Genomic DNA, 22,464 nt, shown 5'->3' on the forward strand with positions numbered 1-22,464 from the left:
CATGACAGGGACAGGCGGGCCGGATGCTCCGGCGATTGCGGTGGATGGTCTGTGGCAGGTCTTTGGCGATGGTGCCAGACCTGCGCTGTCCGAACTGTTAAAACCCGGCGCGGCCACAACGGATGGTGTGGCCCGCCGACTTAAGGAACAAGGGTTAATTCCTGCTGTGCAGGACGCCAGCTTTACGGTGAAAGAAGGCGAGCTGTTCGTGATCATGGGGCTGTCGGGTTCGGGGAAATCTACCCTGATCCGCTGTATGTCCCGTCTGGTTGAACCCACAAGCGGCAGCGTTTTGATGGCCGGTGAGGATATCCTCGCCGCCAGCAAACGCCGGATGATAGAACTGCGTCGGGACAAGCTGGGGATGGTATTCCAGCACTTTGGTCTGTTCCCGCACATGAGTGTGGTCGACAACGTGGCCTTTCCGATCAAGATGAAGGGTGTTGGCCTGAAGGAACGGCGTGCGCGTGCGATGGAAGTGATCGAACTGGTCGGTCTTGGCGGGCGCGAAGATGCCTACCCGCGCGAGCTTTCGGGCGGGCAGCGCCAGCGCGTTGGCATTGCGCGGTCTTTGGCGGTCAATCCCGATGTGTGGTTTCTGGATGAACCGTTTTCCGCGCTCGACCCGCTGATCCGGCGGCAGTTGCAGGATGAGTTTCTGAACATTCAGGCCACCCTGCGCAAATCCATTGTGTTTATCACCCACGACATCGGGGAAGCGCTGAAGTTGGCGGACCGCATTGCGATTATGCGCGACGGGGTGATCGTTCAGATCGGCACACCGAGCGAGATCGTGCTTAATCCGGTGGATGATTACGTGCGGGAGTTCAGCCGCGATATTCCAAAAGGCCGTCACATGACGCTCGAAGCGTTGATGGAGCCGGTGGACGTTGCCCCTGACAGAGGCGGGCCGGAGCTGCGCACTGCGATGACGCTTGATGATGCGCTTAGCGCTTGTGCGCTGACGTTTGAGCCGATGGCCGTGCGAGACGGGGAGGGTAGGGTCGTTGGTTTGTTACACCCCGAAGCACTGGCCCGCGCTGTTGGAGAGGCACAATCCACATGAGCGGTCTTTCCCCTTTGACAACTGCGCTGGACAGTAAGGGCAAACAGGCTGCGGCGTTGGTGGTTTTTGTCGGGCTGCTGTGCCTGCTGGCCGCCCCTTATGCACCGTGGCTTGTGGCTTGGCCATCGGTCCTGACCGTTCCCATGTCCGAATGGATTTCCCAAGGGTTGGGCGCGTTTTTTGACCTGATTAAACCTGCCATGCGGTGGGTGAGTTGGGTGCTTGGCTTTGGGATGGCAGCGGCGAACTGGCTGCTGGTGTCCACCCCTTGGGTGGTGGTGATTGGTATGACGACGGCGGTTGGCTGGTATCTGGGCGGGCTGAAGATGGCAGCGCTCGGGTTTTTCGGTCTGCTGTTTGTTCTGGCTTCGGGTTACTGGGTCGAGAGCATGAACACGCTGGCACTGGTGTTTGTTTCCGTGCCGTTAGCGCTGTTGCTGGGTACGGCAATCGGTATTCTGGCCTATGAGGTCGCCCGTGTGAAAAAGGCGGTCGAGGCGGTGCTTGATCTGATGCAGACAATCCCGACCTTTGCCTATCTGACACCGCTGCTGTTGTTGTTTGGCTTTGGCCCTGTGGTCGGTCTGATTGCCAGCGCGATCTACGCCGCGCCGCCAATGGCACGCAATGTGTTGCTGGGGCTGGAGCGGGTAGAGTCCGAGATTAAAGAAGCTGCCGTAATGTCCGGTGGCACCCGTGCACAGCAGTTGTTTCTGGTGGAGTTGCCAAGCGCGATGACCCAGATCATGGTCGGCGTAAACCAAAGCCTGATGGCCGCGCTGTCGATGGTTATCATCGCTGCTGTCATCGGCGGCTTTAACGACATCGGTTGGGAAGTTCTGCTGACCATGCGCAAAGCCCAGTTCGGGCAGTCCTTTCTGGCCGGTTTGGTGATCGTGGTTTTTGCGATTGTGATTGACCGCATGTCAGGTGCGCTTGCGCAAGAGCGGCGGCGTTATAGCACGCGGGTGGTCTGGTGGATCATCGTCGCTTCGCTGGTAGCAGCTGTTGTCTTGCGGGATATTCTGCCTGATGCCGGAACGCTTAGCTACTTTGGCGGGGTTGCGGATGCGGTCGACCAGTCGGTCGGGGATTTCACGCGGGTCTATGGCACAACGCTTGATACGGTGAAAAATACCGCGATGTTTTATGTGCTGCTGCCTTTGCGGATCGGTCTTGATGATGCGGTGCTTCCGTTCACTTGGGGGTTCCAGTGGACCGCCGCCATGTCCGCTTGGGTCTATGCGATTGGTGTGACCCTTGCGGCGGTACTTGCGTGGCAGGGGCGACTGACGCTGGGGCTGTGCCTGTTGCTGCTGATCGGGGTGATTGAAACCGGCGTGACGCAATTGCCGTGGATATTTGTGCTGGTTGGCGTTGGGGCGCTGGGCTGGGTGTCATCGGGCTGGCGGCTGTCGGTTCTATGTGTCGGACTGCTGGGGCTGATCCTGATTTCCGGCCTGTGGGACCGCGCCTTGCTGTCGCTGTATCTGTCCGGCGCTGCGGTGTTCACCTGCGCCGTTCTGGGCGGCGCGCTGGGGCTGTGGGCTGCGGTCAGTCGCACGGCTTGGGCCGTGATCCATCCGGTCTGCGACATGCTGCAAACCATCCCGCTGTTCGTCTTTTTGATCCCAATGCTGATGTTCTTCCAGATCGGAGAGTTCAGCGCCTTTCTCGCGATCATCGCCTACGCCATCGTCCCGATGATCCGCTACACGCGGCACGGTTTGGTCACAACACCGGAGGACATGATCGAAGCGGCGACCTCTAGCGGGGCGACCAACTGGCAGATCATGCGTGAGGTGCGGGCACCTTATGCGGCACCGACGATCCTTCTGGGGCTGAACCAGACCATCCTTTATGCCTTTGCCATGCTGGTGATTGCCGCGCTGATCGGTACCACCGGTCTGGGGCAATCCATCTACATCGCGCTCGGTCGGGCGGATGTGGGGCTGGGCATCACCGCAGGGGCCGCGATGGCGATCCTTGCGCTGGTGGCGGACAGGTTGGTGCAGGGCTTTGCCGAGGAACGGCGCAAGGCGCTGGGGCTGTAAACGGACCGCGATACATCACTTAACAGGAGGGGCTGTGTCCCTCCTGTTAACCGTTGCAGACCCTGCTGGGTGTTTACTTGGCGGAAATTTCCGCTAAAAAGACCCTAGGAATAACGCCAGTGGCGTTTGGTTCCCGTCGGGGGATGGCCCTCGGAACATGCGCGATGACGGGATGACACGGGCTACGAAGGTAGCTGCTGAAGCCCCCTCTCCAGAACTGCCGCCTGCTGAAAAGGTGGTCAATCGGATAAGATGTTTGCGGCCCTGACGGATGTCGGGAGAGCGGGGCATCTTCAACATGTTTAAGAAAGGAACACCGGATGGATAGCAAAACCTGTATCTTGATCGGAGCCCCTGTGGATTCCGGCAAACGCCGGCAAGGTTGCTTGATGGGGCCAGATGCCTACCGCGTGGCCGGATTGGCGGACACGCTGACGGCGCTGGGCTTTAACGTAGAAGATCGGGGCAATGTGGCGATGGGGTCAATTGAACCGGCCAGCAGTGACAACCCCGAAGTCTTTGCACTGGGCGAGACCATTGCATGGACCAAATCCCTGAAAACTGCGGCCAAGGATGCAATGGGGCTGGGGTTCCCGATCTTTATGGGGGGCGATCACAGCCTGTCCCTTGGCACTGTGTCCGGTGTTGCTGCCCATGCGCAAGAACAGGGCCGGCCGCAGTTCGTTCTGTGGCTTGATGCTCACAGCGACTACCATTCCCCGCTGACGACCGCCTCGGGTAACCTGCACGGAACGCCGGTGGGTTATGTTTGTGGGCGGGACGGCTTTGTCGGTTTCCCCGAACTGGAAGCCCCCGTGCCGCCATCGCAGGTTTGCATGATCGGGCTGCGCTCTGTGGACGGGGCGGAAAAGGCGGAACTGTCGCGGCATGATTTCATTTTGCACGATATGCGGGCGATTGATGAAAACGGGATCGCGCCCTTGTTGCGGGGGTTCTTGCAGCAAGTGGCCGAACAGAACGGGCTGCTGCATGTCAGCCTCGATGTGGATTTCCTAGACCCCTCTATCGCGCCTGCCGTTGGCACAACCGTGCCAGGCGGTGCGACCTTTCGCGAAGGCCATCTGGTGATGGAGATGCTTTGCGACAGTGGATTGGTCAGCTCGCTTGATCTGGTTGAACTGAACCCGATCCTTGATGAACGCGGCAAGACCGCAACGCTGATGGTGGATCTGGTGGCGAGCCTGATGGGGCGGCGCGTGTTTGACCGCCCGACCGAGAGTTTTTCCGGCCTCAAGACCGGACCCGGCGTGCATTAAGCCGCCAAGTGACAAGATTATTGGAGATATGAAGATGACCAAACTTAACCCGTCCAAACTGGCCATGGTGCCTTTTGTCAGCGTCGATAATATGATGCGGCTGATCCATTTCGTCGGGCTGGAAACCATGCTGACAGAGATCGCCGACTACATCGAGGAAGACTTCAAGCGCTGGGAACTGTTCGACAAAACACCCCGTGTCGCAAGCCATTCTTCCGAAGGCGTAATTGAACTGATGCCGACTTCGGACGGCGAGGTTTACGGCTTCAAATACGTAAACGGCCACCCCAAGAACACGAAAGAGGGTTTGCAGACCGTTACCGCCTTTGGCTTGCTGGCCAATGTGGGCAACGGCTATCCGGTGTTGCTGTCGGAGATGACGATCCTCACGGCGCTGCGCACAGCAGCGACCAGCGCGATGGTCGCCAAACATCTGGCGCCAAAAGGGGCGAAGACTTTGGCGATGATCGGGAACGGCGCGCAATCAGAGTTTCAGGCGCTGGCGATGAAAGCCATCGTCGGGGTCGAGAAACTGCGCCTGTTTGACATCGACAGCGCGGCCACCGCCAAAGCGATGAAGAACCTTGAAGGGCAGGGGCTGGAACTGGTCGCGTGTAAAACGCCCGAAGAAGCGATCGAGGGGGCGCAGATCATCACCACCTGCACCGCCGACAAGCAATACGCCACCATTCTGACCGACAACATGGTCGGCGCGGGTGTCCACATCAACGCCATTGGCGGCGACTGCCCGGGCAAGACAGAACTGCACGCAGATATCCTCAAACGCTCTGATGTGTTCGTGGAGTATCCACCGCAGACGCGGGTGGAGGGTGAAATCCAGCAGATGCCGGAAGACTTTGCCGTCACCGAGATGTGGCAGGTGATCAACGGCACCGCCAAGGGCCGCACCTCTGACCGTCAGATCACCCTGTTTGACGGCGTGGGCTTTGCGGTCGAGGATTTCTCGGCCCTGCGGTATGTGCGGGACCGGCTGAAGAACACAATGTTTTATCAGGATCTCGACATGCTGGCCGACCCCGACGATCCACGTGATTTGTTCGGAATGGTGCAGCGGGCCGGTTAAGCGGATCAGAAAAATCCCCCTCCCGTAAAAGGGAGGGGAATGCCTGCGGCGCGGATATTTGTAGAAAATGGAAGCGGGGGTTACCCCTCAACTGAGGCGAGCAGGGCGGCGTTGCCGCCTGCGGCTGTGGTGTCGATGCAGATGTGGCGTTCAAGGATGCAGTGTTCGGCCAGATCGTCGCCTGTGACCAGTGGGATCAGGCGGCCATTTCGCGCGGCGAGGGCGCGGCGGGCGGCGGTTTGATCGTCGGACGTGGACCAAAGGGCTACGATATCAAAGCCGCTCAAGCGGCGGAGGGCATCTGGCGACAGGGTTCCACCGACACCGTTGCTGACCTCCGGTGCGACTTCCAGAGCGGCGCAGCCGTTCTGGCGGGCGATGCGGGCTTGTTCTGCGGCGGCTTCCGGTGTCGGGCCGAGGCACAGGACCGTGCCGCGCCCGAAAGTAGAGAGCTGGTTGCTTTCCCCTGTCGGGCCGGGCAGCAGTTCAGAGGACAGGCGCGGGCGGCGGATTGCGTTCATCGTGTCCAAGGCGTTTTGCACGGACTGTTCATCCGCAGCCGCCCCTGTTTCTGCTGCGATATGTTGCGCGGCGGTGGCGGTGAAGCGTTTGACGTAGTTCGGGCCGCCGGCTTTGGGTCCGGTGCCTGACAGTCCTTCTCCGCCAAAGGGTTGCGATCCGACAATCGCGCCGATCTGGTTGCGGTTGATATACATGTTACCAACATTCAGACGGGCCGTGACCTGGTCAATCCGGTCATCAATGCGCGAGTGCATTCCGAATGTCAGGCCAAAGCCGGTATCGTTAATGTCATCAACAATCGTGTCGAGCTGGTCGGCGCGGTAGGTGGCAACGTGGATCACAGGTCCGAAGATTTCTTGCTCCAGATCCTTGATGCCATCCACTCTGATCACGGTAGGTGCAACAAAGGTGCCGCTGTCGGGCGTGCGCAATTCCTTTAGCACGCGGCCTTCCTTGCGGGCAGCTGCGATATGATCGCGGATGCCTTTGGCAGCGCCTTCGTTGATCACTGGCCCCACATCCGTGGCGTACTCCCAAGGGTTGCCGAGCACCAGTTCGTCCATCGCGCCAAACAGCATTTCAAAGAAAGGTTCGGCCACATCTTCCTGCACGTACAAAACACGCAGGGCGGAACAGCGCTGGCCTGCGGATTGGAAGCCCGATGCGATGATGTCGCGCACGGCTTGTTCAGGCAGGGCGGTGCTGTCCACAATCATCGCGTTCAGCCCGCCGGTTTCCGCGATCAAAGGGGCGTCGGGGCTGGCGTGTTCGGCGAGCGATTTGTTGATGGTCTGCGCGGTGGCGGTGGAGCCGGTAAAGCAGGTGCCGTTGATCTGCGGGCTGCCGGTCAGGGCTGCACCAATGTCGCGGCCGCGACCGGGAAGAAGTTGCAGGGCGGACTGCGGAACGCCTGCGCGGTGCATCAGGGTGACAGCGACGAAGGCGGTTAGCGATGTTGGTTCCGCCGGTTTGGCCAGCACGGCGTTACCTGCCGCCAATGCCGCTGCGATCTGGCCGGAAAAGATGGCGAGCGGGAAGTTCCACGGTGAAATACAGGTGAAGATGCCGCGCGGGTCTGTCGGGGCAAGGCGCTCGGCCTCATCCGCGTAATAGCGCAGGAAATCCACCGCCTCGCGCAGTTCGGCGATGGCATCCATCGGGGTTTTTCCTGCCTCGCGCGTGAGCACGGCAAAGAATTCGCCGAAATTTTCCTCATACAAGTCAGCTGCTTTGCGCAAGGCGCTTGCACGCTCGGATGCGGGCACATCCCAGACTTTTGCGTTGGCAATGGCGGTTTTAGCATCTTCCGAGTTGGCTTGCAGGACATGTCCTACGGTATCTTCGGGGCGGGCGGGGTTGATCACGTCGATCATTTCCCGTCCGACGACTTCTGCCACCAACAGAGGTTTGGCCTGCCATTGATGGGATTGGAACGGGGTGCGGGCGGTGTCAATTTCGCCGAGATCATCAAGGTCGTGCAAATCCCACCCGCGAGAGTTCTTGCGCGGGGCAAAAATGTCAACGGGCAGGGCGACAGGGCTGTGAGGCGTGGTCTCTAAGGCTGCAAAAGGATCGGCGGCGACCTCTGCGGGGGGGACGGTTTCGTCAATGATCTGGTTCACAAAGCTGGAGTTCGCGCCGTTTTCCAACAGGCGGCGCACCAGATAGGCCAGCAAATCCCGATGGGCCCCAACAGGGGCATAAATCCGGCAGCGGGTGCCTTCGTTTTTCAGAACAATGTCGTGCAGCGCTTCGCCCATACCGTGCAAGCGCTGGAATTCGAAGTTTGTCTTATCGGTGGCCATTTCCAGAATAGCGGCGACGGTGTGGGCGTTGTGGGTGGCGAACTGCGGGTAGATGCGGTCTGTCATCCCCAGCAGCTTTTGCGAGTTGCAGATATAGGCCACGTCGGTTGCAACTTTGCGAGTGAACACCGGAAACCCTTCTGTGCCTTCCACTTGGGCGCGTTTGATTTCCGTGTCCCAGTACGCGCCTTTCACCAGTCGCACCATAATCTTGCGGTCCAGATCGCTGGAGAGTTGGTACAGCCAGTCAAGCACCGCAGAACAACGTTTTCCAAAGGCTTGGACCACCACACCGAAGCCGTCCCATCCGGCCAGATCGGGATCGCGCAGCACGGCTTCGATCACATCAAGGGACAGGTCCAGACGGTCTGCTTCCTCGGCGTCGATGTTGAAACCCATGCCAGCCTTGCGCGCCATACGGGCGAGCCTTTTGGTGCTGGCGGTCAACTCGCGCATGACACGGTCGCTCTGGCCTACTTCATAGCGGGGGTGCAGCGCGGAAAGCTTGATCGAGATACCGGGGTTTTCGCGGATATCATCGGATTTGCAGTGTTTAGCCAGTTGGGTGATGGCATCGGCGTAGCTGTCGTAAAATTTCTCCGCGTCATTCGCGGTCAGCGCAGCTTCGCCCAGCATGTCATAGGAATAGGTGAAACCCTTGCGGGCTTTTGCACTGCCACGAGATACGGCTTCCTTGATAGTTTGACCCAGCACAAATTGCGCCCCGAGTTCGCGCATCGCACGAGAGACAGCAGTGCGGATCACAGGTTCCCCCAGACGACGTACAGCAGATTTCAGGGTGGCGGCGATGCCGGGTTCTTCGTCGTGCAGCACCTTACCTGTCAGCATCAAGGCCCAAGTGGAGGCGTTCACCAGCGAGGAAGAGGATTTCCCCAGATGGCTGCCCCAGTCGGACGGGGCGATCTTATCCTCGATCAGCGCATCCACAGTTTCGGAATCCGGCACCCGCAGCAGGGCTTCGGCCAGACACATCAGCGCGATGCCTTCATCTGTGGACAGGCCGTATTCCGCCATGAACACTTCCATCATACCCGTCTCGCCACTGGTACGGATGTCTGTGACCAGCTTGCAGGCGCGACCAGCTGCGGCTTGTTTTACAGCCTCGGGAATGGCGCTTTGGGATTGCAGGTCGCTAAGGATTTGAGTCTCGTCTGCAAGGTGCAGGTCACGGATGGTTCGGCGCAATTCAATCAGAGAAGTCATGGCTGTTCACCTTGAAGGGTTATGTCCCGACCTTATTACCACGAGTATTTTGGGCGAAGTGCCTATTTTTATTGCTATGGGGTGTAAATTGACCCAATTATGAAGGTATCTATGGGCAATTAGGTGGGATGCGGGATGGTTGATGGGCAAATAGACGGATATGACCGCAAAATCCTTGCGGCGTTGCATCGGGACGGGCGCATGGCGATCACCGAACTGACCGCGTTGGTGGGATTGTCCAAGACCCCCTGCCAGCTTCGGGTAAAGCGGTTGCGCGAAACGGGGTTCATCCGCGGTTTTCGGGCTGTGCTGGATCTGGACAAACTGGGGCTGGATCACATCGCCTTTGTAGAGGTCACGCTGTCAGACACGCGGGAGGCTGCTTTGCAGGCGTTCAATACGGCGGTTGGGGCCGTGACCGAGATCGAGGAATGCCACATGATTGCGGGCGCTTTTGATTACCTTTTGAAAGTGCGCACCAGTGACATCAAAGCCTATCGGTCCATTCTGGGGGAAGTGATCTCCAATCTGCCCCATGTTGCAAACAGTTCGACCCATGTGTCGATGGAATCCGTCAAGGATGCCGGAGAGAACCCAGCATTCTAAGGATTTAACCCCGTTTGGAACGAAACCCGCGTCATGGAACTGTTACACAAACGCGGAACAAGTGTCACATAACTGAAATATGAGCGTCACATCGGCTTCGTATTACCGCCTCATCCGAGACGAATCGGACCGTATGAAAAAATGGGAATGGACCTCATGTTTACAAAAACGCTTTGCGTATCTGCGATTGCTCTGGCCACTGCTGCTGCTGCGCCTGCATTCGCCCGTGATCAAATCAAAATTGTCGGATCTTCAACAGTATTTCCGTTCTCGACAACTGTTGCAGAACGCTTTGGTAAATCCACCGAATTCAAAACCCCTGTTGTAGAGTCCACAGGCTCCGGTGGTGGTTTGAAACTGTTCTGCGCTGGTGTTGGTGAAGACACACCGGACATCACCAATGCGTCCCGCCGGATCAAAGCATCCGAAGTTCAAATGTGTGCCGACAACGGTGTGACAGATATTGTCGAAGCCAAGATCGGTTATGACGGAATCGTGCTGGCCAACTCCAAAGAGTCCGGCCAACTGTCGATTTCGCTTGGTGATCTGTTCATGGCGCTGGCCAAAGACGTTCCGGGTGAAGCCGGTGAAACAACGCCGAACCCTTATACCATGTGGAACGAAATCAACCCTGACCTGCCAGCGGTAAAGATTGAGGTTCTGGGTCCGCCACCGACATCCGGTACACGGGACGCATTTGTTGAACTGGCAATGGAAGGCGGTTGTAAGGCGGTTGATTGGGTCAAAGACCTGAAGAAAACCGACAAGAACGCCTATAAAGCCTTGTGTCACACTATCCGCGAAGACGGTGCTTATGTGGAAGCTGGTGAAAACGACAACCTGATCGTTCAAAAGCTGCAAGCCAACCCTGCCGCATTTGGTATCTTCGGGTATTCCTTCCTCGAACAGAACTCTGACGCGGTTCAGGGTTCCATGATCAACGGTGTTGCGCCGGAATTCGAATTGATCGCTGAAGGGGACTACCCTGTTTCCCGTTCCTTGTACTTCTATGTGAAGAAAGCCCACGTTGGCGAAGTTGCTGGCATCGAACAGTTCCTCGCTGAATTTACGTCCGAGGATGCTTGGGGTGAAGAAGGCTATCTGGCGGACAAGGGTTTGATCCCGATGACCGAAGCAGAGCGCGAGCAGGGCGCGAAGGCCATCACTGGCCTGATGAACCTGTCGATGTAATCGAAAAAAACTGTCGGGGCGCCTGACACCGGGCGCCCCAAACCCAAGACCAAAGGATATGGCACATGGCCACTTCTGATAGCGCGACCATTGATCTGGTTCACTCCCAGCGCAAGAAAGGGTTTGAACTGTTTGTGATGGGTGTGCTGATCCTGTGTTCACTGGTGGCGGTTGCTGTCACTGTGGGCATTGTTTTGTCCCTTCTGTTTGAAGCCTTCCGCTTTTTTGAACGCATTCCCCTGACGGATTTCCTGTTTGGCACCAAGTGGAGCCCGCAAACGGCGCTGCGTGCGGATCAGGTTGCAGCCGAGGGCGCGTTCGGGGCGGTGCCGCTTATTACCGGCACGCTGCTGATTTCGTTTATCGCCATGTGTGTGGCAACGCCGCTGGGCTTGCTGTCAGCGATTTACCTTTCGGAATACGCCAGTAAGCGCAGCCGCAATCTGATTAAACCCGCGCTGGAAATCCTCGCCGGTATTCCCACCGTGGTTTACGGCTTCTTCGCCGCCCTGACTGTTGCGCCGCTGCTGCGCGCAGGGGGCGAAAGCGTCGGGTTGAGCGTGTCCTCTGAGAGCGCGCTGGCCGCGGGGCTGGTCATGGGGATGATGATCATCCCGCTGATTTCCTCGCTGTCTGATGATGTGATTAACGCCGTGCCACAGGCGATGCGGGATGCGTCCCTAGGCATGGGGGCGACCCATTCGGAAACCATCCGCAAGGTTGTTCTGCCGTCTGCCATTCCGGGCATAGCCGGTTCGCTGTTGCTGGCGGCCAGTCGTGCGATCGGGGAAACCATGATCGTTGTGATGGCGGCAGGGCTTGCGGCCAATCTGACCGCCAATCCGCTGGAAGCTGTCACCACTATTACCGCGCAAATCGTTGCACTTTTGACCGGCGATCAGGAATTTGACAGTGCCAAAACCCTGTCAGCTTTCGCCCTTGGTCTGGTGCTGTTTGTCACAACGCTGGTGCTGAACGTCGTCGCACTGCGCATTGTCAGAAAATATCAGGAACAATATGACTGATCTCATCACTCCTTCAGCCCAGCTGAAATCTCGCAAGTTGGCGGAAAAGCGGTTCCAATGGTACGGGCGCGGCGCGATCTTTGCCTCGCTTGCCTTTCTTGTCGTGATGGTCGGCTCGATCCTTTACAAAGGCTCCGGCGCCTTCACGACCACGGATGTGGCGATTGTCGTGGACCTTGGCCCAGAGGCTGTGGACCCTGCCAACCCGCAGGATGCGCGGTTTGAGAAGATCGTTAAGGATGCGCTGAAGGCCCGTTTCCCAGACGCCAACAAGCGGGCCGAGCGGCGCAAGCTTTACGGCCTTGTGTCCAATGACGCCGGGTTCGCGCTGGAACGGTTTGTTCTGGCAAATCCTGATGCAATCGGCACGCAGGCGAAGGTCTGGTTCCGCGCCTCTGATGATTTGGACATCCTGCTGAAAGGCACAGTGGATCGCACGGTTGATGAATCCGAACGCCGTCTTAGCGATCAGGAAATCGGCTGGATCGACACGCTGGTTGCGGACGGGGACGTAAAGCGGGGCTTCAACTGGTCCTTCTTTACCAATGGCGACAGCCGCGAGCCCGAACTCGCCGGTATCCTGAGCGCGCTGACAGGATCGGCCCTGACCCTGCTGGTTTGTTTTTTATTCTCCTTTCCAGTGGCCATTATGGCAGCAATCTATCTTGAGGAATTCGCCCCGAAAAACCGGTTCTCGGACATTATCGAGGTGAATATCAATAACCTTGCTGCGGTGCCGTCCATTGTGTTCGGTTTGCTTGGCTTGTCCATGTTGCTGAACACCTTTGGAATGCCGCGCTCCTCCCCGCTGGTGGGCGGCTTGGTGCTGTCGCTTATGACGCTGCCCACGATCATCATCGCAGCACGGGCGAGCCTGCGGGCGGTGCCGCCGTCCATCCGTGAAGCGGCCCTTGGTATGGGCGCAAGCCCTGTGCAGGCGACCTTCCATCACGTTGCGCCACTGGCTTTGCCCGGTATCATGACCGGCACGATTGTCGGCATGGCGCAGGCGCTGGGGGAAACCGCGCCGCTGCTGATGATCGGTATGGTGGCCTTTATCGTCGATGTGCCCCAGTCCATTCTGGAACCGGCCACAGCCCTGCCAGTACAGATTTTCCTGTGGGCTGATGCTCCGGAGCGGGCCTTCCTTGAAAAAACATCCGCAGCGATCATCGTCTTGCTGCTCTTCCTGATAACGATGAACCTGCTTGCAATCGTGTTGCGCCGCCGGTTCGAAAAAAGGTTCTAAGACTATGTCCAAGACAGCCATTATTTCGGCAAACGACGTTGATGTGTTCTACGGTGAAAAGCAGGCGCTTAACAAAATCAATCTGGATATACCGGAGAATAAAGTCACATCGCTTATTGGGCCTTCGGGCTGTGGTAAGTCTACGTTTCTGCGCAGCATCAACCGGATGAACGATCTGGTGGACATCTGCCGCGTGGAAGGCAGCATCACTATCAAAGGGCAGGATATTTACGCCCCCGAAGTGGACGTGGTCGCACTGCGGGCGAAGGTGGGGATGGTGTTTCAGAAACCGAACCCATTCCCGAAGTCCATCTATGAAAACGTGGCCTACGGGCCGAAAATCCACGGGCTGGCGAAATCCAAAACGGATATGGATGAAATTGTAGAATGGTCGCTGATCAAAGCGGGGCTTTGGAAAGAGGTCAAAGACCGGCTCGATCAGCCGGGCACTGGATTGTCCGGCGGCCAGCAGCAGCGTTTGTGTATCGCGCGCACCATCGCGGTGAAGCCGCAAGTGGTTCTGATGGACGAACCTTGTTCAGCGCTGGACCCGATTGCCACCGCGATCATCGAAGAACTGATCGACGAGCTGCGCAGCAACTTCACCATTGTCATTGTCACCCACTCCATGCAGCAGGCCGCACGCGTGTCCCAGCGCACTGCCTTTTTCCACCTCGGAGAGCTGGTAGAGAGCGGACCGACAAAATCGATCTTTACCTCGCCCGAAGATGAACGCACACAGAATTACATTATGGGCCGGATCGGCTAGGAGCAGAGACATGGAAAACACGCATATCGTAACACGGTTTGATACCGACCTTAAAAAGATCGAAGCGATGCTGGCTGATATGGCCGCGAAAGTGGGCGAGCAGGTTCTGAACTCCGGTAAGGCGCTGGTGGACGGGGACGAAGCGCTCGCCAAGCGGGTGGCCAAATCGGACGCGGAAATCAATGCGCTTGAGAATAAGATCGACGAAAAGGCGATCCGCCTGATTGCCCTGCGCCAACCGATGGCCGAAGACCTGCGCAGCGCGATTACAACGCTGAAAATTTCCTCTTCGCTGGAGCGGATGGGCGATTATGCCAAGACCTTGTCCTACCGCGTGCGGGCTGTGGATGATTTCTCGGCGATGAGCGCTGTTCTGCGTACCTTGGCGGAAACATCCCAAAAGGTGGCTGCGATGCTTGCCCTTGTGATGGAGGCCTATGTGGAACGGGATCTGGCCAAAGCCGAATCGGCCAGTGCGATGGATGACGAGATCAACGACCGCACCGACGCCCTGTTCCGCGAGCTGCTGACCTACATGATGGAAAACCCGCGCAACATCGAACCCTGCACCCATTTGTTGTTTATCTCGAAAAACATGGAACGCTCCGGCGATCAGGTTAAGAACATAGCCGAGCAAGTGCATTATCTGGTCACAGGGGAACTGTACGAACAATGAGTAGTGGACCGAAGATACTGGTTGTGGAGGATGAGTCCTCCCAGCTTGAAATGCTTGTCTATAACCTGAGCGTCGAAGGTTATGAGGTTTTCCAAGCAGAAACCGGCGAGGAGGGGCTTTTGATCCTAGAAGAACAGGCCATCGACCTGATCGTTCTTGACTGGATGTTGCCCGGAACCTCGGGGCTGGAGGTCTGTCGTCAGGTGAAGCGCAATAAGGACACTAAGACCATTCCGGTAATCATGTTGACTGCGCGCGGCGAAGAAGACGACAAAATCCGCGGATTGGATACCGGTGCGGATGACTATGTGGTCAAACCCTACTCCGTGCGCGAGCTGATGGCACGGGTGCGGGCCGGATTGCGCCAAGCCACGGGCCAGCTCGGGACCGATTTGCTGGTCTATCAAGGGCTGAATATGGACCTTGTGCAGCATAAGGTAACGCTGGCCGATGCGGTGATTCCGCTGGGTCCGCTGGAGTTCAAATTGCTGCGGGTGTTCATGGAGGCACCGGGGCGGGTTTGGTCACGGGATCAACTGCTGGACCGTGTTTGGGGCGACAACCTGAACGTGGATACCCGCACCGTGGATGTGCATATCGGGCGGCTGCGCAAGCAACTGGCCAAGGTCAGCGATCTGGACTTTGTGCGCACGGTTCGCGGCTTTGGCTATTCCCTTGATACCACCGCTTGAGCACGGCACGGTTTAGCCCTAGCTTGCGCTGATGGAATGGCGCGATGAAGGGGTGATCCTGTCCGCACGGCGGCACGGTGAAAGCTCGGTAATACTTGAGGTTCTGACCAAGACCCACGGACGGCACGCTGGCGTGGTTCGCGGAGGTGCGTCCCGCAAACTTGCCCCTGTGTTGCAACCGGGCAATCAGGTAGAGGTCGAGTGGCGTGCGCGGCTTGAGGAACACCTCGGCGGCTTTCATGTGGAATTGCTACGTTCGCGCAGTGCGATTATGGGGGACCGCGCCGCGCTGGCCGCGCTTGGCGCGATTTGTGCGCTCGGCGGATTTGCCCTGCCAGAGCGGATGGAATTGCCGGAAATCTACACGCGCACGATTGATCTGGTGGATGCTCTGGAGGCTGGGGAGGGCTGGCAGGCAGACTATGCGATCTGGGAATTGATGCTGTTGGAGGAACTGGGCTACGGGCTTGATCTTGGGTCTTGTGCGGCCACGGGGACCACACAAGAACTGGTCTATGTCTCGCCCAAAAGCGGGCGGGCGGTGTGTCGTTCCAGCGGATTGGCCTATGCGGACCGGATGCTGCCCCTGCCAGTGTTCTTGCAACTTGAAGGTGCGGAACCGGAGGCGGCTGATATTTTGGCCGCGCTTAAAACCACCGGCTATTTTCTGGAGCGCTGGCTCGCCCCTGCGCTGGGCAACCGTCCCTTACCAGAGGCACGGGGCAGGTTGGTGCAACTGCTGACACGCCGCGTCAAAAAAGATGCACAAGGCGACAGCGCAGCCGGATAACGCTTGCTGGGTTATTGCAGCCGGTATTCCAACTCGCCGCCGCTGTCATTGCTTAACAGTAGCGTATCGCCCTTGCGTTCGATCATCGACATCTCGCTGAAGGCTTTGAAATAACGCCCCTCAAGCTCCATCTCCGGACAGGCCCGCCGCGTAGCACCGACTGCGCCGGTTTCAAACCACGGTAGGGGCGCGGTTTGCTCCCCGAAATAGCTGTTGCAGGGCGCTTGTCCCGCAAGCCGGCCTGTTTCAGGGAAGGTCAGGGTGATGGGAGTTTCAACAGGCACATCATTCATACGCACCAACAGCCACTGATCGTCAGGCCCGCTGACACCGGAGATGGTTTCATCCTTCTGACAAGCAGACAGAGACAGGGCGAAGGCGAGCGATGCGAGGAGAAATTTCATGGGGGTAGAGTGTCAAAAAACGCCCAAACCGGCAACCGGTGTTTGGGGACGCCAGCGGAATGTCGCAGAGGGGCGGTAGGCTTCCTCTGCGACAGGTTCACGATCAGTTGCGGCCGATTTCGAGCAGGCGGCGGGCGATGACGGTGGCTTGAATTTCCGCAGCACCTTCAAAGATGTTCAGGATACGCGCATCGCAGAGCACGCGGCTGATCGGGTATTCCAATGCAAAGCCGTTGCCGCCGTGGATTTGCAGCCCGTTGTCGGCAGCCGCCCACGCCACCCGTGCGCCGAGCAGTTTTGCCATGCCTGCTTCGAGGTCGCAGCGGCGGTCGTGGTCTTTCTCCCAAGCGGAGTGATAGGTCAACTGCCGCGCGATCATGATCTCGACTGCCATCATGGCGATTTTGGACTGGATGCGGGGAAAATCCAGCAGTTGTTTTCCGAACTGTTTGCGTTCTTGTGCGTATTGCAGCGCGATCTCCATCGCGTTCTGGGCCACGCCAATAGCGCGCGCCGCTGTCTGGATGCGGGCGGATTCAAACGTCTGCATAAGCTGCTTGAAGCCTTGGCCCTCCACACCGCCCAGAAGGTTCTCCCCCTTCACTTTGAAGTTGTCAAAGGCCAGTTCGTATTCCTTCATGCCGCGATAGCCGAGCACTTCGATCTCACCGCCGGTCATGCCTTCAGTGGGGAAGGGGGCTTCGTCTGTGCCCGCGGTCTTTTCCGCGAGGAACATGGACAGGCCGGAGTAATTGGTGGTGTCAGGATCGGTGCGTGCCAGCAGGGTCATCACATTGGTCCGTGCGGCATGTGTGATCCACGTTTTGTTGCCGGTCACCGTCCAGTCATCCCCGTCCTTCACCGCGCGGGTGCGCAAGGAACCGAGGTCCGAACCGGTGTTGGGCTCGGTGAAAACAGCCGTTGGCAGTGTCTCGCCAGAGGCAAGCTGGGGCAGCCATTTCTGTTTCTGTTCTTCCGTGCCGCCGCCGATAATCAGTTCAGCCGCGATTTCGGAACGGGTGCCAAGTGATCCAACCCCGATATAGCCGCGCGACAGTTCTTCGGAAACCACCACCATAGAGGCTTTGGACAGACCGAACCCGCCGTATTCTTCAGGGATGGTCAGGCCGAACACGCCCATTTCGGCCAGTTCCTCGATGATTTCCATCGGGATCAATTCGTCCTTCAAGTGCCATTCGTGGGCGTATGGCAGAACCTTGTCATCTGCAAAGCGGCGGAACTGGTCGCGGATCATTTCCAGCTCTTCATCAAGACCGGTTGCGCCGACGGTGGATGCACCGTCCCGTTCCAGCATGACGGCGACCAGACGGGCGCGTGCGGCCTGCGTGTTGCCTTCCTGTGTGAGGGTTTGAACGCTTTCCACCGCGAGGGCCATTTGATCCTGTTGTGACAGGCCAAGATCTTGCAGGCGGACCACTTCGCCCTGTGACATCGGAATGCCGCCCCAAATCTGCCAAAGGTATTCGCCAAAACCGATTTGCAGCAGAAGTTGTTCCAACTCGCTGAACTTGCCGTCTTGTTCCAACCGCGTCGCCCATTTGTGCATCTGGCGCAGGGATTCCAGATAGGTCGCGAACCATGCGAGCCCGTGGGTCGCGAACTGGTGTTCCTCAAGCGCTTTGCCGTTCAGACGCCCGTCGATGTTGACTTGCTCGGAGAGTTTCTGGCGGGCGCGATCTACTACGTTTTCAACAGCAGGAATGGCAGCAGCGCAGGTGTTCAGCAGATTTGGCAGCAACATATGGGATTCGTCCTTGTGAAGGCTTCAAGTGTTGCAAACTGAAGTAAGTGGCCTGTTGGAGCGGGTCAATGCTGCGGCGCAATAAAAATGCTGTAATGCGGCAAAATGTGTAAGATTGTTGCGAGAGCGTCCCCACGGGGGCCGTTTACAGGGCCGCGCGCAAGAGCTGGCTGGCGACGATAACAACAATAGAACCAGCGGCGAGTTCAAGCACCGGCACGGCCACGCGCAGCAGCGGGGCGGAGGTCAGGCCCTGCAGTGTGCTTTCGCGCAGGCCCACGGCGGCCAGTGCAACGGCGATAGTGACGCTGGCCGTGCCAAGAGCCATTGCAAAGGTGCCCATGATGCCAGCGGTTACAATTCCCATACGCCACGTCAGGATCAGCAAGAAAATTGCGCCGGTGCAGGGGCGCATGGCAATCGCGCCGACCAGCACCAGAAGATCGCGCAAAGAAGAGACATTTGCGGCTTCTTCGACGGTGGGGCCATGATGGTGCCCGCAATCTTCGCACACATCGCTGTGGTGGGTGTGGTCGTGATGATGGTGGTGGTCATGCTGGTGGTCATGCGCGTGACTATGAGTGTGTTCTGTCGTAGCACGAGCGCGCCAGAGTTTTCGCGCACCCCGCAGGATCAACCACGCCCCGACTAGCAGGATCGCGCCATAGCTTGCAGGGGCAAAGTAATCCTCTGCCGCGCCAACAAGCTGTTTGCTGCCCCAGCCCAGCAGGAACACGCTGGCATAGACCAGCACCACAGCAGTGACCGCTTGGGCCAGACTGGAAACCAGCGCTATCATGGCAAGACGTGTCATCGCCACCCGCGCGCCAAGTCCGTACCCGCCAATCAGGACTTTGCCATGCCCTGGTCCGACCGCATGAAAAAAACCATAGGCAAAGCAGACCCCCATCAAGCCGAGCGTTGCGCCCGGATTGCCAGCCCGCAAGGCCCGCAGCGACCCCGCCATGGCGTTTTGGAAATCCCTTTGCATAGTCGCCGCCCAGACAGCGGTGGCGTCAAATCCGCCTCCGATCCAAAGTAGAATTAAGGCGGCCGCCGCCGCGATGGCGAAAATCAGGAGGAGGCGCATTCTAGAAATACCGTGTCTGCAAAGAGTTCACCAACCTCGGGAAAACTTTCATCCCCTTCATATTGCGCGGAGTTTTCGCCGTAGAGCAGGCTTTCCACCGCGTCATAGGCTTTGGGCAGGTCGGCGGCTTGAATAGCAAGCGAGCAGTCGGGATTGTCAATGACTTCGACCCCGTGGTCGAGCGTATAGGCGCTGTAGAACGTGGGGTCGTAGACCTTAACGATGGTTTCGGCGGTTGTTGGTTCTATGCGATCCAGCAGGGGGCGGATGTGCCACGTCAGTAGGCGACCGTCCTGAAGGGTTGCACCCGCTTCCATCGGCGGACCGAGCGCGACTTTCGCGTCTTCGTGGGTGACATAGAGATCGCCCTCAAACCCTTCGACCCAATTTGTGTCAAATCCGGCGAGTTTTTCCTGTTCTTCAACGGTGATGGTTCCGTCCCCGTCCTGATCAAGCTCCAGTTCTTCCAGTTGGAGGAGGGAATAGAACTCGTCATAGGACCAGAACACGCGCAAAGCGGCCAGTTTCCCTGTGTCGTCGAACAAGAAGTTGATGCCCGCATCCACATAGACATGGGGGTGGGTTACAGCCTGCATTGGCGCGAGAGAGAGCAGTGCGGTAAGGGCGATACGTTTCATAACAAGATTTTAGGCGGGGGGCGTGACGCGGGCAAGCGGAGAGTTCACGGCGTAAGCGCAACCCCGCTGGTGGCGATGCGTTTTCTACTCTTTCAGTGCAGTAGCAAAGGGTGTTTGCTGGTGCCTGCCCGGCCGATCACCCTGCAATTATGAAGCGTCTTAAATGAAGCTTCATGATTAAGGATTTGTTAGGGCTTGCGCTGCTCACGCCTGGACTATGCGCAAACCGCTGTGCAGGTGCCTTGTGACAATCGTCCGCTTAGATCTGCGCTACGACAGCAGCATCTCCCGCGTGGTGGGGATCGCCAACGCCACGACCAGTAGAATTTGCGTGATCAGGATCAGGTTCAGGACCAAGGCAAACGGCTGCTTGCGCGTCTTGTGGCGCAACGCATATTGCGCCCATTTCGCCCCAAGTGACCCGCCAAGGATCGCAAGGGCCAGCAGCGTATTCTCCGGCACCCGCCAACCCCGCTTTTCAGCCTGCCGCTTGTCATGGCGAAACAGAAGGACAGTCAATAAATTTATCACGCCAAGATAAGCGCCGAGCGGGAGAATAATGTCTATCATGGCATCCACAAAGAAAAATGGCCGGAGCAGAACCCCCGGCCAATTCATTTAACAGTCAGTGCAGGTTTAACCGGCCTTCACTTTTTCCGCCAGCACGTCATCGCTTACATATTCTTCATACTGGGCGAAGTTGTCGCTGAACATCTGCACCAACTTGGCGGCGTTGCGGTCATAGCTTTCAGGATTGTCCCAGGTGCGGCGCGGATCAAGCAGGACATCTGCCACGCCTTCACAAGAAGTTGGAACGTCAAAGCCGAAGTTCTCATCCTTGCGGAATTCCGCATCCTTCAGCGACCCGTCCAGTGCCGCGGTCAGCAAGGTCCGCGTAGCGTGGATCGGCATCCGTGAACCTGTCCCATAGGCGCCCCCAGTCCAACCGGTGTTCACCAGCCAGCAGGTCGCGCCTGAGTCTGCGATCCGGTCGCGCAACAAAGCGCCGTAAGCCTCGGGGCGGCGGGGCATGAATGGCGCGCCAAAGCAGGTGGAGAACGTCGGCTGAGGCTCTGTCACGCCCCGTTCGGTGCCGGCCACTTTGGAAGTAAAGCCCGACAGGAAGTGGTACATCGCCTGCGCCGGTGTCAGACGGGCAATCGGGGGCAGCACGCCAAAAGCATCACAGGTGAGCATGATGATATTGCGCGGCGTCCCACCAAGACCGGTTTCCGAAGCGTTAGAGATATAGTGTAGCGGGTAGGCGCAACGCATGTTCGCGGTCAGGCTGTCATCGTCAAAATCCAGTTCTTTGGTGAACGGATCGTAAACCATGTTTTCGATCACAGTGCCGAACTTTTGCGTGGTCGCATAGATTTCAGGCTCTGCTTCTTGGGACAGGTTGATCGTCTTTGCGTAGCATCCGCCTTCAAAGTTGAACGTGCCGTTGTCCGACCAGCCGTGCTCGTCATCACCGATCAGGATGCGGTTGGGATCAGCTGACAGGGTTGTTTTGCCAGTGCCAGACAGTCCAAAGAAGACCGCAACATCATCCGTGTCGTCCTTGGCGTGGTTGGCAGAGCAGTGCATCGGCATGACGCCATGGTCCGGCAACAGGTAGTTTAGCAGAGAGAACACGGATTTTTTGTTCTCACCGGCATATTCTGTCCCACCGATCAGAATCAGCTTTTTCTCGATAGAGATCGCAATAACCGTATCAGTCCGGCACCCGTGTTTGGATGGGTCGGCCTTAAAGGTCGGGCAGTTGATCACGGTGTATTCAGGAACAAAACTGTCGAGCTCTTCAGGTTCGGGACGCCGTAGCATGGTGCGGATGAACAGCGAATGCCAGGCAAGTTCGGTAACCATACGAACATTTACACGGTAGTCAGGGTCGGCCCCACCGAACAGATCCTGTATATAATATTCCTTGCCCCCCATATGGGCGAGCATATCGGCGTGCAATTGGTCAAAGGCATCTGCCGCCATTGGGGGATTGTTTTCCCACCAGATAGTGTCTTTGACTGATGGTTCGTCGACAACGAATTTGTCTTTGGGGGAGCGGCCGGTGAATTTGCCGGTGGAGACCAGAATCGTGCCGCCTTGGCCCAGCTCGCCTTCGCCTTTTTTGATCGCAATCTCGATCAGCGCAGATTCACGCAAATTGTAATGTGCAGTTGCGACGCCGGTAATACCGGTTTTTTCCAGCGTCTGGGTCGGATTTACGCGACCTGCTTCCATATTAATGCTCCTCAAAGCGGGCGCGGCTTGCGCGGCCTGCACTTGAATTTAACGATTGCGGCCGTTGGAGACCCTTTGTTTTGTGCCGTTTCAGCAACGCGGTTTGTATAGCACCATCGTCTTTGAATGGAAGTCTCGGGAGGCGTGCAATAGCGCGCAGTTAACGTTAACTTGGTAAAAAAGTTTTTTTCGAACGTTAAAAAAGTGTGACTCAAAGGACAAAAATAGGAAAAATTGTGGCGAAAAATAGACCATTTAGCCCAGAAACCGTTTGCCTCGTTAACCAAGCATAACCTAAA

Annotated in this window: 18 protein-coding genes and 1 pseudogene; 12 read left to right on the forward strand and 7 right to left on the reverse strand. The window is 57.7% G+C overall.

The genetic code is table 11. From position 1 onward, the window contains the following. Position 1 precedes the first annotated feature (1 nt). The 4 genes from IEX10_RS00915 (at position 2) to ocd (ending at position 5,481) form a co-directional block, all read left to right on the forward strand. The gene (locus tag IEX10_RS00915; protein WP_188670028.1) at positions 2-1,066 is read left to right on the forward strand and encodes a quaternary amine ABC transporter ATP-binding protein; all 1,065 of its coding nucleotides are present in this window, start codon (positions 2-4) and stop codon (positions 1,064-1,066) included. After that, positions 1,063-3,120 (forward strand): ABC transporter permease, encoded by a 2,058-nt coding sequence (locus IEX10_RS00920; protein ID WP_188670030.1) that lies wholly within the window; start codon positions 1,063-1,065, stop codon positions 3,118-3,120. The genes IEX10_RS00915 and IEX10_RS00920 overlap by 4 nt, the downstream gene beginning before the upstream one ends. Positions 3,121-3,440: 320 nt before the next feature. Further along, positions 3,441-4,397 (forward strand): arginase, encoded by a 957-nt coding sequence (gene rocF / locus IEX10_RS00925; RefSeq protein WP_188670033.1) that lies wholly within the window; start codon positions 3,441-3,443, stop codon positions 4,395-4,397. Positions 4,398-4,431: 34 nt separating this feature from the next. Further along, positions 4,432-5,481 carry an ornithine cyclodeaminase gene (gene ocd / locus IEX10_RS00930; protein ID WP_188670035.1) on the forward strand — a complete coding sequence of 350 codons (1,050 nt, stop codon included), beginning with the start codon at positions 4,432-4,434 and terminating at the stop codon, positions 5,479-5,481. A gap of 80 nt (positions 5,482-5,561) precedes the next feature. Here ocd and putA read toward each other — a convergent pair whose 3' ends face one another. Next, positions 5,562-9,032 carry a bifunctional proline dehydrogenase/L-glutamate gamma-semialdehyde dehydrogenase PutA gene (gene putA / locus IEX10_RS00935; RefSeq protein WP_188670037.1) on the reverse strand — a complete coding sequence of 1,157 codons (3,471 nt, stop codon included), beginning with the start codon at positions 9,030-9,032 and terminating at the stop codon, positions 5,562-5,564. A gap of 135 nt (positions 9,033-9,167) precedes the next feature. Here putA and IEX10_RS00940 point away from each other — a divergent pair, with 135 nt between their 5' ends. From IEX10_RS00940 to recO, 8 genes and pseudogenes are all read left to right on the forward strand, one after another. After that, positions 9,168-9,638 (forward strand): Lrp/AsnC family transcriptional regulator, encoded by a 471-nt coding sequence (locus tag IEX10_RS00940; protein ID WP_188670039.1) that lies wholly within the window; start codon positions 9,168-9,170, stop codon positions 9,636-9,638. A gap of 156 nt (positions 9,639-9,794) precedes the next feature. Continuing rightward, positions 9,795-10,829: a PstS family phosphate ABC transporter substrate-binding protein gene (locus IEX10_RS00945; RefSeq protein ID WP_188670041.1), complete on the forward strand. Its 1,035-nt coding sequence runs from the start codon at positions 9,795-9,797 to the stop codon at positions 10,827-10,829. 125 nt (positions 10,830-10,954) lie between these two features. Further along, positions 10,955-11,854, forward strand: a pseudogene (gene pstC, locus IEX10_RS00950) (phosphate ABC transporter permease subunit PstC); the annotation flags it as partial. Then, positions 11,847-13,103, forward strand: a complete 1,257-nt coding sequence (gene pstA, locus IEX10_RS00955; protein ID WP_188670045.1) for a phosphate ABC transporter permease PstA — start codon at positions 11,847-11,849, stop codon at positions 13,101-13,103. The pseudogene pstC and the gene pstA, both read left to right, overlap by 8 nt. A 4-nt stretch (positions 13,104-13,107) precedes the next feature. Next, the gene (pstB, locus tag IEX10_RS00960) at positions 13,108-13,872 is read left to right on the forward strand and encodes a phosphate ABC transporter ATP-binding protein PstB (RefSeq protein ID WP_188670047.1); all 765 of its coding nucleotides are present in this window, start codon (positions 13,108-13,110) and stop codon (positions 13,870-13,872) included. Between the two features lie 10 nt (positions 13,873-13,882). After that, positions 13,883-14,548, forward strand: coding sequence for a phosphate signaling complex protein PhoU (phoU, locus tag IEX10_RS00965; RefSeq protein ID WP_188670049.1), 666 nt, complete (start codon positions 13,883-13,885; stop codon positions 14,546-14,548). Continuing rightward, entirely contained in the window at positions 14,545-15,240 is a 696-nt protein-coding gene (gene phoB / locus IEX10_RS00970; protein ID WP_188670050.1) for a phosphate regulon transcriptional regulator PhoB, read from the forward strand. Before phoU ends, phoB begins: the two co-directional genes overlap by 4 nt. A gap of 31 nt (positions 15,241-15,271) precedes the next feature. Next, positions 15,272-16,030, forward strand: coding sequence for a DNA repair protein RecO (recO, locus tag IEX10_RS00975; RefSeq protein ID WP_188670053.1), 759 nt, complete (start codon positions 15,272-15,274; stop codon positions 16,028-16,030). 11 nt (positions 16,031-16,041) lie between these two features. Here recO and IEX10_RS00980 read toward each other — a convergent pair whose 3' ends face one another. The 6 genes from IEX10_RS00980 to IEX10_RS01005 all read right to left on the reverse strand — a co-directional run bounded on the left by IEX10_RS00980 (position 16,042) and on the right by IEX10_RS01005 (position 22,165). Further along, positions 16,042-16,434: an META domain-containing protein gene (locus IEX10_RS00980; protein ID WP_188670055.1), complete on the reverse strand. Its 393-nt coding sequence runs from the start codon at positions 16,432-16,434 to the stop codon at positions 16,042-16,044. 103 nt (positions 16,435-16,537) lie between these two features. After that, positions 16,538-18,196, reverse strand: coding sequence for an acyl-CoA dehydrogenase family protein (locus tag IEX10_RS00985; protein WP_188670057.1), 1,659 nt, complete (start codon positions 18,194-18,196; stop codon positions 16,538-16,540). A 145-nt stretch (positions 18,197-18,341) separates the two neighbouring features. Then, complete coding sequence (locus IEX10_RS00990; RefSeq protein WP_188670058.1) at positions 18,342-19,286, reverse strand: nickel/cobalt transporter; 945 nt, start codon at positions 19,284-19,286, stop codon at positions 18,342-18,344. Then, a complete protein-coding gene (locus IEX10_RS00995) occupies positions 19,271-19,924 on the reverse strand; it encodes a DUF1007 family protein (RefSeq protein WP_188670060.1) in 654 nt (217 codons plus the stop codon). The genes IEX10_RS00990 and IEX10_RS00995 overlap by 16 nt, the downstream gene beginning before the upstream one ends. Positions 19,925-20,194: 270 nt before the next feature. After that, a complete protein-coding gene (locus IEX10_RS01000) occupies positions 20,195-20,494 on the reverse strand; it encodes a DUF1294 domain-containing protein (RefSeq protein WP_188670063.1) in 300 nt (99 codons plus the stop codon). A 66-nt stretch (positions 20,495-20,560) separates the two neighbouring features. Next, positions 20,561-22,165: a phosphoenolpyruvate carboxykinase gene (locus IEX10_RS01005; RefSeq protein WP_188670065.1), complete on the reverse strand. Its 1,605-nt coding sequence runs from the start codon at positions 22,163-22,165 to the stop codon at positions 20,561-20,563. Positions 22,166-22,464 lie beyond the last annotated feature (299 nt).

This window comes from Neptunicoccus cionae, from assembly GCF_014643735.1.
GTDB lineage: Bacteria > Pseudomonadota > Alphaproteobacteria > Rhodobacterales > Rhodobacteraceae > Amylibacter > Amylibacter cionae.

Bases quoted from the DNA above. Each gene is read 5' to 3' on its own strand.
- IEX10_RS00990 (WP_188670058.1), bottom strand. From the start codon at position 19,286: ATGCGCCTCCTCCTGATTTTCGCCATCGCGGCGGCGGCCGCCTTAATT.
- IEX10_RS00920 (WP_188670030.1), top strand. From the start codon at position 1,063: ATGAGCGGTCTTTCCCCTTTGACAACTGCGCTGGACAGTAAGGGCAAA.
- recO (WP_188670053.1), top strand. From the start codon at position 15,272: ATGGAATGGCGCGATGAAGGGGTGATCCTGTCCGCACGGCGGCACGGT.
- pstB (WP_188670047.1), top strand. From the start codon at position 13,108: ATGTCCAAGACAGCCATTATTTCGGCAAACGACGTTGATGTGTTCTAC.
- IEX10_RS00915 (WP_188670028.1), top strand. From the start codon at position 2: ATGACAGGGACAGGCGGGCCGGATGCTCCGGCGATTGCGGTGGATGGT.
- IEX10_RS01000 (WP_188670063.1), bottom strand. From the start codon at position 20,494: ATGATAGACATTATTCTCCCGCTCGGCGCTTATCTTGGCGTGATAAAT.
- putA (WP_188670037.1), bottom strand. From the start codon at position 9,032: ATGACTTCTCTGATTGAATTGCGCCGAACCATCCGTGACCTGCACCTT.
- IEX10_RS00995 (WP_188670060.1), bottom strand. From the start codon at position 19,924: ATGAAACGTATCGCCCTTACCGCACTGCTCTCTCTCGCGCCAATGCAG.
- pstA (WP_188670045.1), top strand. From the start codon at position 11,847: ATGACTGATCTCATCACTCCTTCAGCCCAGCTGAAATCTCGCAAGTTG.
- IEX10_RS00945 (WP_188670041.1), top strand. From the start codon at position 9,795: ATGTTTACAAAAACGCTTTGCGTATCTGCGATTGCTCTGGCCACTGCT.
- phoB (WP_188670050.1), top strand. From the start codon at position 14,545: ATGAGTAGTGGACCGAAGATACTGGTTGTGGAGGATGAGTCCTCCCAG.
- IEX10_RS00985 (WP_188670057.1), bottom strand. From the start codon at position 18,196: ATGTTGCTGCCAAATCTGCTGAACACCTGCGCTGCTGCCATTCCTGCT.
- ocd (WP_188670035.1), top strand. From the start codon at position 4,432: ATGACCAAACTTAACCCGTCCAAACTGGCCATGGTGCCTTTTGTCAGC.
- rocF (WP_188670033.1), top strand. From the start codon at position 3,441: ATGGATAGCAAAACCTGTATCTTGATCGGAGCCCCTGTGGATTCCGGC.
- IEX10_RS00980 (WP_188670055.1), bottom strand. From the start codon at position 16,434: ATGAAATTTCTCCTCGCATCGCTCGCCTTCGCCCTGTCTCTGTCTGCT.
- phoU (WP_188670049.1), top strand. From the start codon at position 13,883: ATGGAAAACACGCATATCGTAACACGGTTTGATACCGACCTTAAAAAG.
- IEX10_RS00940 (WP_188670039.1), top strand. From the start codon at position 9,168: ATGGTTGATGGGCAAATAGACGGATATGACCGCAAAATCCTTGCGGCG.
- IEX10_RS01005 (WP_188670065.1), bottom strand. From the start codon at position 22,165: ATGGAAGCAGGTCGCGTAAATCCGACCCAGACGCTGGAAAAAACCGGT.